Raw genomic sequence first — 9254 nt, forward strand, 5'->3', positions numbered from 1 at the left:
GTTACTTATATTCTCGATTTTGGTAGGTTCGGGTATATGTTTTTATTTTGTGATGAATGGGATAAGTGTATTAAGAAAATCCAAATAAAGAGGTAAGGAGATATTTATGATTGGGTTAAACAACAAAGAGGAGGTAAAGACAATGGAAGGTATGAAGGGTTATTCTCCAATATTTTTCCAATACAGTACAAGTAAATTAGGTTTAACTTATATAAATGCAGATTTAAATTTTTTGAGATATGCAAGTATAAATAGATTCTTTTCTGGAGAGGACAAAAATTTTAATATATTGATAACAAAAGACTTACGACTATTGAGCCAGAAAAGTATTCCAATTGGCACGGGTATTGTTATTAATAATTCGACAATTGAATATGAATTATAAACCAATAAACAGAAGGAGAAAAAAAATGAAAATGGATGTAAATAAAAATCAAAGATGCCTCGTTATTAATAATAACAGGCATAAAAATAAATATAAACAATTGGACCTTGAAAGGAATTATAAAACTATGAAAAAACTTAGTAGTATAGGAGAAACAAATATGAAGAACACAAACAAAAATAAAAATGAACTAAGGAGAAGCGCAATGAATTTATATCCACAATTAAAAAAACATTTAAACAACAAGGAGAGAGGATTTATGAAAAGCAGAGTACTATTAGGTTTATTGTTAAGTTTGGTAATTTTGATAAGTGGTATATGTTGGAGTTGTCAGGGGTATTTTACTTTACAGGAATTAGAAAACTCGAAGTTTTTATCATTTTTATATTTTCCTTGGCATCGTTTAATTACGCCTTATATTGAAAAGTGGTTTTTTATTGATGTGCCGGATATAGAGCCCAAAATAAGTCCTTTATTAGCATATGTAGGTTTTTATAAGAGCATAGATATAAATGATGAATGGGACTTTTTATTAAAAGAGGGCAGGAGTATTTTCTATATACTCCATGATATTTGTGCTATGGTTTTAAGTAATAGAGAGGGGCTGTCATATTATTTAGGTCATATGGGGAATGAATCAGTGGCTTTGATAAGTGGTGTAGGTCCATTAACTCAGTCTGTATTTTTATCTATATTAGGGGTAGTATTGTTATCAATGCTATTGTTTGAGGTTTGGCGTCGTAATTTTAACATTGAATCAGGAGCCTTACTTCCTTGCTATGAATGTAATAATAATTATTGTATAACGGAGAGTAAACAACTTAATGTAGGAGGGAAAAATATGGATAGGTATCAAACATTCAGTATGAATAACATAAACAGTAACAAAACAAAAGGAGGACATGATATGAATACCAATAAAGGCAATCAAAATAATTTTAGTAATGATGAAAGACAAGAGCAGAAGAAGGAAATGAGCCCTCAATTTTCTAAGGGTGTTTTATATATCATATTGGGGCTGGGAATTATTGTTGCAGGTTATTTATTAGCTTCTTTCTTTTCGACACCAAAATTTAGTGATGGAGAAGCACCTAAATTTGAGTTGCCAGTACAACAACAGCGTGTAATGGTCCCTCCAAAACCACAAACCCTCGACCCAGAAATAATATTTAATGAAAAGGTTAAACCTGTCGTTGAAGATTGTAAAAGGGAAAATGAAGAAGTACTGAGAAAATGCCTGTTTACTTTGGATGAAAGAATGAAAGAGTGTTATTCAGGCATAGACCCATTTTTAGATGATATGACATCATTTGGAACAAAGATAGGTATAGTCTGGAATTGGGCTGTGGGTGATAAAGAGGCTTATATAAAATCTAAATTTGAGGAACATATCGTATCTGAGGAAGAACTGAAACAAATTCTTAATGATGTAGTTGAACAATATATTGAAGGAGTAGGCGGAAATATCAATGAAATGCATACGAGAATTATGGTAAATATGGAACCCATTCGTAAACAGTTTAATATCCCGAAAACCACAATAAAAACTTTTGTTAGTAGTGCTATGCAATATGTTTTGGAGGATATACAGAATAATAGTAATAAACTATTGTGGAATACAATAATAAGTTATGGTTTGTCGGAGATTGGGAGCTATATTGCAGTACAAGGTGGATCTATTGTTTTAAGCCAAATTAGTTCGTATGTTTTACCTACAATTTCAGAAGCCATTCTAACCCCTGCATTAGCAATGGCAGGAGTAAACTTAACTTCTACATTGGCTGGCGTTGGTGTAGGGACCGCTGCTTCTGCAGGGACTGGAGCTACTATCGGTTCAGTTATCCCGGGTTTTGGAACCGTAGTTGGATTTGTGGCAGGTGGAATTATCGGGATTATTATTGAAAACCATATAGATAATAACTTCAAGGAAAAAATCAAACCTCAAATCGAGAGGTCTATTGATGAGATAAAAATACAAATTAGTAGAGGTTTTAGACAGAATATGTCAAGTGAAGAAGAGGTATTTATGAAGGATTTGTCTATGAAGATAAAACAGGGGGTAAGTGATTTTTGTAACATACAAAATCAAATAATAATGACAAATTATCAAAACCTTATAAATAACATAAATAACTCAATGGGGGTAGCTAAAAAAGTATCTATCTATGGGAATATCTAATTAAAATGGAGGGAAAAACAATGATTAGTAACAATAGAAATAATTGCAACAAAAACACAAATGCTATAAATAGAGGAGATATTATTATGAATATGCATAAAAGAGTTAAAGGGAATTTGAAAAATCGTTTAATGAAAAGAGAAAGAACTATTGTCTTGAGTTTATTGCTTGTAGTCGGGGTATTGTCTTTAAATTTTAACACCCATGCGATAGTTGGTCCTATAGCAAAGGGAATAGTAAAGGAAATATTAGAATTTATTGGGGAAAAAGGAGGAAAAGAAGTTCTGGAAAGTGTTGGTAAGAAAGTTAGCAAAGAAGCAATGGAAGAATTAGCGGAAAAAACGATAAAAGAAGTTGGTGAAGAAGGTGCAAAAAAAGTATTTAAAGAATTAGGTGAGCAAGCATTGAAGCATGGAGATGATGCATTTTTAGTGGCAAGAAAATATGGAGTACAACAAACAGTGCATTTATTGAAAGAACTTCCGGAAGAAACAGGGAAGAAGGCGGTAAAGGCGTTTTTAAATCGGGGCGATGAACTTATGCCTTTAGCACAAAGATTTGGTAAAGAGGTTATAGAGATGGAAGTGAAACATCCGGGACTAACGAAACAGGTTGCGGTAGAGTTTGGAGAACAAGGAATAAAATCGTTAAAGAATTGTGATACAAACCAGATAATAACATTACTAAGAAGAAAAGATATTTTAAATAATTTAACTCCTGAAGGGAAAGCAGTATTATGTCAAAAGGTGAGCCAAAGTTCTACCTGGAATAATATTGTAGATATATTTGAAAAACATCCCAAAACAACAGATGCATTGGTCAAATTAAGTGCAATACTGGGAAGTGTATATATTATTTCTGAAAAAGCCTTATCTTCGGATATAAAAAAAGTATTACCCGACGGAAGAGTTGTTGATGAAGAGGTAAGTATATTTCAGAATAGAGACATAACATATAATCAAGACGGTAGTATGGTAGAAAGTAATAGAGATCCTATTACTAATTTGTTTAAAAAAATTGCGGACAGCGGGAAAAATATAGGAATTCACTATTTAGTTATATTTATTGGGGCTGGCATTGGATTATTCTTTGTTCTTCGGGGGTTGGTTCCCATTGTTATATCTCTCCGCAAAAAGAATAATGTTTAAGTAAAAAATTAACACGGTAATAAAAAAGGAAGATGGCTATGAGAGTTTATTGCACAATAATTCATATTTTGATAATAGTCGCTATTATTTGCTTTCTTGTTTCAATAATAAAAGAGTGTGTGAAGGCTAACCAACAAGTGGAAAAACCGGGGTTTCTAAAGCGAATACTTAAATATTTTTGGGAACCGTATAAAACATGTTGGGAGTGGAAGGCGAAATATCCATTTCTTTTGTAACTTTTCTATTTGAAGATTTTTCGTTTTTTGATAAATAGTGTGAATTAAAGACTACATATCAGGGTGCAACAGATTATAATTAGATGGATTAAAAGGGGACTTAAAAAGGGAAGGGGTTTTATCATACCATTCTCGGAGTTTCTCCGCTGAGCTTTTGTTGTTCAATACCTTCTGCCTATGAACATAATTATAACAATAAATATATTGGTTTAATCTATCCATGAGCTTTTTGTAATCCGTAAAGTAAAGTTGTTTTAGAATGTCTATTATTCTAACATTAAACTGTTCAACCAATCCATAGGTCTTCGGCTCTTCGGGTAATTTTGGTAATTCCTTTACATCGACATGAATATATCCTGGCTCTACCTCCTCAAATCGTCCCACCTACCCTCGTTGCTTCCGCATCCGCTCCTTCTATGTCTCTCGTTCCGCCTCAATGACCCCATGCCAATGTAAACACCGAACAATATTCCATCGATTGACATGTAAAATAAACGGTTTTAACACTCCCACTAATCCATCGATACCCATCCCGATACTCCGCCGTAGTTCATATATCACCCATTCCTCCAGCGGATTTAAGACTGTCCTTAATTTATGCGGTCATGATGACTTATCGGTTAATTCTTCTCTCTTATAGTCCATGTGCTTAACCACAACCGCTTCGCAAAAACTATTACGGCTTCCTTCGACTCCTTTATCATCTTTTACATTTGAACTGTTATCTTATCGTTTGGGTTATACTTAATTCCAGCCATATCCATTCCCTCCTTGATTTCCTAACATTATCTGTCTTATTCTACATATTATCATTTGATATTATTTAATATGTCTTATAGTCTGTTAGTATTGGATATATTAATTTACATAAAAGGTATTAATATGGAACAAAACGAAGTAAATATAGCCTTCGAAATCCTGTTAGAAAAAATTGAAAAAGTTTTTAATTTTTTAAATGAAGAGGGAGAAACTGCTTTTAAAACTCAAGATTATGAAAAAGCAAGACAACTTAATGAAAATGGGGAAAAATTAAAACAATTCCAAGAAAAAATTAAAGTATTACAAACAGAATGGCAAAATCTATTTAGTAAAAGAGTATATTCAAGCAGTAGAAAAAGAAAATCTAAAGGTAGGTTGAAAAGAGGACTTCGGACTCCTGAATCTGAATTCAAAATTCCCATCTTAGAAGCAATTGTTAGCCTTGGAGGGGAAGGGAAAACGAGTAAAATCTTAGAGTTAGTTTTTCAAAAAATCAAGCATAAATTGAATACACACGATTTAGAACCTCGTAATTCAAATCCCGAACATAAAAGATGGGAAAACACGGCCCATTGGACAAGATATTCGCTCATCAATGAAGGATTACTCTCTGATAATTCTCCACAAGGTATCTGGGAAATAACTGAAAAAGGGCGTTCATTCTTGGGTTCGCAAAATTAGTCAATTTGAGATAGATTTATATCAAATAATTTTTATAAAGGGCATAACAATGAATAAACATATTTCTCTTTTAAATCTTTTCCTACTTTTTATTATTCATTATTCTACGACTTTTGCGGAGAACATTGCTTTAGGGGTAAAGTATACATTAGATCCTGCTCCTAACTATGCTCACTGTAAAGATAAAGATGATACCATTCAACTCACTGATGGTAAATATGTAGAGGGATATTTCTGGACACAAGAAGGCACTGTCGGCTGGTCAAATGAAGGGCTTGTCATCATCACTATTGACCTCGGGAAAGATATGCCAATTGGGGGGGTATCTTTTAGCACTGCAGGGGGTACTGCAGGTGTTGAGTTTCCTAAATCTATTATGATTTTTACTGCAGGTGAAGATGGTATATTTCATAAGATCGGTGATCTAATCGAACTAAATGAACAAAAAGTTAAACCTGCTAAAGAAGGATATACCACCTATATTTATAAGACTGAAAAAATAAAAACACATGGACGAAAAGTAGGTCTGGTCATCATTTCAGACCGTTTTACTTTCTGCGATGAAATTGAAGTTTATAAGGGGGATGACCGTTTCATAAATATTCCCTTCCCAGATGAGGGAACGGATGATTTGCACAAATATACACAAATGGTTACCATTCATAATTGTGTAAAGCAACGAATAACAAACGATATAGAAGCTCTTCGCAAAATTACTGAAAATCTTTCATCAAGAAACAAACAACGCCAATACCGCAAGCAATTGGATAAGTTAACTCGAGAAGTTAAAAGCCTATCTATGGAATACAATCCCGAATTCAAAACAATCTTTCCCATAAATCCAACCCACGAAAAAGTTTTTAATCTTTTAGGAAAACTCTGGAAGGATACAGGTATACATCAAATTGCCGTTGAGCCAGTTGACCCATACCAATATCTTGAATTACTTCCTCCCAAGCCTATCTCTGCAAGCGACAAATCTAATCAACTTCACCTTGAAATGATGCAAAATGAAATCCGTTCTGTCGCATTCAATATTGCCTCGCCACAGAATACGGATATAACTATCGCAATAACAGGGATACCCGATGACATTCGAAAAAAACACATTGACGTCCGCAAAGTATTATGGACAGATACGAAGAAATTAGAACCTGTTGCCTCCGCATTAGTACCCCTTACCGATAACAATGGCATTTACAAACTCCACATCACTGGCGGACTCATCCAGCAAATTTGGTTAACAATCCACTCAAAAGACCTCATTCCCGACATTTATACGATGACAGTTCAAGTGGACGAAATATCATTACCTTTTACCTTAAAAATATATCCTATTCGTTTTCCTGACCGACCTACCCTACACATGGGAGGTTGGGATTATACAAATGTCCCGAAACACTATGAAGTCACAGAAGTAAACCGAACAGACTTGGTCAATATGTTACGGGAATATTTCGTAGACTCTCCATGGGCTACTTCTGTTGCTATGCCCTTCGGTTCTTATGATGACAATGGAAACATGACTGCACCTCCAGACACATCTAATTTTGATGCATGGCGACAACTCTGGCACGATGCCCGTCAATATTGTGTATTCGTATCCGTAGCCAATAAACTAAAGAACTGGGACATCGAAACCCCTCCATTTAACAAGGCAGTGGCAGAATGGGCAAAATTCTGGGGAAACTACATGCGTAAAGCAGGATTAGACCCATCACAGTTAGTTATTCTTCTGGTGGATGAACCTCATGAACATTCTGCAGATACTATTATCAAAGCATGGGCAAAGGTCATTCATGATTCTGGTGCTGGTATTACTATCTGGGAAGACCCCATTTACAAAGATATGAGCCAGGCATTACCCGAAATGATTGCGGAGTGCGATGTTCTTTGTCCAAACCGACAACTTTTCTACTCCTGTGGAGAAGAATACCGTAAGTTTTTTGTGAACCAACGAAATCAAGGTAAAAAACTTGAATTCTATTCCTGTAGCGGACCCATGCGATTATTAGACCCATTCTCATATTGCAGACTACAAGCATGGGATTGCTGGCGTTATGGAGCAAGAGCCACATACTTCTGGGCATTTGCCGATTCCGCAGGTGCCTCTTCATGGAACGATTATCTTTGCACACGGAATACATATACCCCATTATTTATTGACGAAACCTCTGTCACCCCTGGTAAACATTTGGAAGCTATGCGAGAAGGCATCGAAGACTACGAATACCTTCTTATGCTTGACAAAGCCATCAAGGAAGGCAAAGGCTCTGAATCTACACGACAAAAGGCAGAATCTTTATTACGAGAACTCCCTGAAAAAGTCCTTGCCACCATGCCCGAAAACGGTAGATTATTCTGGCGTGAATCCAAAAATCCTGAAATCGTTGACCCCATCCGCCAACAAATCCTCCAAATCTTAAACCAATTAGGAAACTAAAAATATTAGAACCCCTAACCATCTTGATATAAAGGTAGTCTGTGAACAGCCCCTATCTACCAAACATAAAAGGAAAAATCAAACAGGAATTCTAAAATGAACTCCTGCTCGATTAGGTTATGTTAAAAATATTTGCTTAGTCACCACTGGTCTGACTATCTAAGAAGCAAGCCCACAAACGCGATACAGGATTACTTCCAGGATAGCGAACAAATTCTACATGCCCATCCATGTATAACACATTTCCACCACCAGGGATATGGTTCATAAATTCAGGCTGAGAATTAACATCATCTGACAATATCCAGACTTCGCTCTGGGCTTTACTTGAAGCGGCAGGATTATTAATATCCGTAATTAAGAACCGTTCTATCCCTTCACGAAGCCGATATACTGTAACCGCACCAGATTTTGCATCAGAATCTAATGTACTGGCATCACCATTGTTTGCCCAGTTTGCATAACCATCATTTAGAATTGTCAATAATGCAGTTAAAAAGTCCGGATTAAAATAGTTTATTGCATTCGTTTCATTTATAGCAGGGTCATTGATGTCCTATCCTGGCAAAACCATATCTGCGTCCATAATTGCCCAACCATAATAATTGTAGGACTCCGCACTAAAACGACACGGATTTTTCTCATCCAGATTCGGGTCACCATTACGATTCCACCAACCTTCCACAGTAACATGCGTACGTGCAGAAGAATCAGATGGACAAATCATAACATTTATATCCGTTAAATATTCTGGGTAAACAGCACGTCCATTAAAAAACGCTTCAATAGAATTCCGACGATTGCAATCATCTGGCATTGCAGGGTCGCCTTTCCAAAGTTGTATTGTAGGGAATCGTTCCCCTTTCGATTCATTCGAATACATCTTAAACACCAACCCTAACTGTTTAAGATTGTTCTGACACGAAGAACGTCGTGCCGCTTCACGAGCACGAGCCAGTGCTGGTAAAAGGATAGCCGCAAGTATACCTATAATGGCTATGACAACCAGCAGTTCGATAAGAGTAAAACCTTTGTGACGCATAGTAAGGACTCCTTAATACCTTTTTTTATTAAAGTTATTATTTTATATGAGATCTCTGAATAAGTTTTATTTCAAGTTCGTATTTTAGAAATAGATTATAAAGGAATAGTGTGGTGAGAGAAAGAAATGAAACGAAACGAGAGGGAAATGGTATCAATATTACAGAAGTAAGTAACCAATCACCCAATTAAGGAAACCCATCTATGAAGAAAGGACAACGAGGTATGATGAAAGGAATGGAACAGACGAGTTTTTTGGATTATGAACTATCCACACAGAAGCCGACCCGACGCAGGGAATTTTTGAGACAGATGCAAGAGCTCATCCCGTGGAACGAGTTGGAACAGAAGTGTATAGATAAGGGGGTATACAAAGCGAACT

Annotated in this window: 8 protein-coding genes and 1 pseudogene; 5 read left to right on the forward strand and 4 right to left on the reverse strand. The window is 35.6% G+C overall.

Translation table 11 applies throughout. From position 1 onward, the window contains the following. Positions 1–106 precede the first annotated feature (106 nt). The 3 genes from PLJ10_13070 (at position 107) to PLJ10_13080 (ending at position 3712) form a co-directional block, all read left to right on the forward strand. On the forward strand, positions 107–385 hold the full coding sequence (locus tag PLJ10_13070; GenBank protein ID HOK10577.1) for a hypothetical protein: 279 nt from the start codon (positions 107–109) through the stop codon (positions 383–385). 259 nt (positions 386–644) lie between these two features. Beyond that, positions 645–2564, forward strand: coding sequence for a hypothetical protein (locus PLJ10_13075; GenBank protein HOK10578.1), 1920 nt, complete (start codon positions 645–647; stop codon positions 2562–2564). A gap of 86 nt (positions 2565–2650) precedes the next feature. Then, entirely contained in the window at positions 2651–3712 is a 1062-nt protein-coding gene (locus tag PLJ10_13080; protein ID HOK10579.1) for a hypothetical protein, read from the forward strand. Positions 3713–3999: 287 nt separating this feature from the next. On the opposite strand, the gene PLJ10_13085 is transcribed toward PLJ10_13080, so the two are convergent. Both PLJ10_13085 and PLJ10_13090 read right to left on the reverse strand, forming a co-directional pair. After that, positions 4000–4332: a hypothetical protein gene (locus tag PLJ10_13085; protein ID HOK10580.1), complete on the reverse strand. Its 333-nt coding sequence runs from the start codon at positions 4330–4332 to the stop codon at positions 4000–4002. 30 nt (positions 4333–4362) lie between these two features. After that, positions 4363–4509 (reverse strand): hypothetical protein, encoded by a 147-nt coding sequence (locus tag PLJ10_13090; protein HOK10581.1) that lies wholly within the window; start codon positions 4507–4509, stop codon positions 4363–4365. Between the two features lie 321 nt (positions 4510–4830). Here PLJ10_13090 and PLJ10_13095 point away from each other — a divergent pair, with 321 nt between their 5' ends. Both PLJ10_13095 and PLJ10_13100 read left to right on the forward strand, forming a co-directional pair. After that, entirely contained in the window at positions 4831–5388 is a 558-nt protein-coding gene (locus PLJ10_13095) for a winged helix-turn-helix domain-containing protein (GenBank protein HOK10582.1), read from the forward strand. A gap of 49 nt (positions 5389–5437) precedes the next feature. Beyond that, positions 5438–7831 carry a hypothetical protein gene (locus tag PLJ10_13100; protein HOK10583.1) on the forward strand — a complete coding sequence of 798 codons (2394 nt, stop codon included), beginning with the start codon at positions 5438–5440 and terminating at the stop codon, positions 7829–7831. Positions 7832–7967: 136 nt separating this feature from the next. Here PLJ10_13100 and PLJ10_13105 read toward each other — a convergent pair whose 3' ends face one another. Both PLJ10_13105 and PLJ10_13110 read right to left on the reverse strand, forming a co-directional pair. Further along, positions 7968–8315, reverse strand: coding sequence for a hypothetical protein (locus PLJ10_13105; protein HOK10584.1), 348 nt, complete (start codon positions 8313–8315; stop codon positions 7968–7970). A gap of 222 nt (positions 8316–8537) precedes the next feature. Then, positions 8538–8873 (reverse strand): annotated as a pseudogene (locus PLJ10_13110) (prepilin-type N-terminal cleavage/methylation domain-containing protein). Positions 8874–9254 lie beyond the last annotated feature (381 nt).

The organism is Candidatus Hydrogenedens sp. (assembly GCA_035361075.1).
GTDB lineage: Bacteria > Hydrogenedentota > Hydrogenedentia > Hydrogenedentales > Hydrogenedentaceae > Hydrogenedens.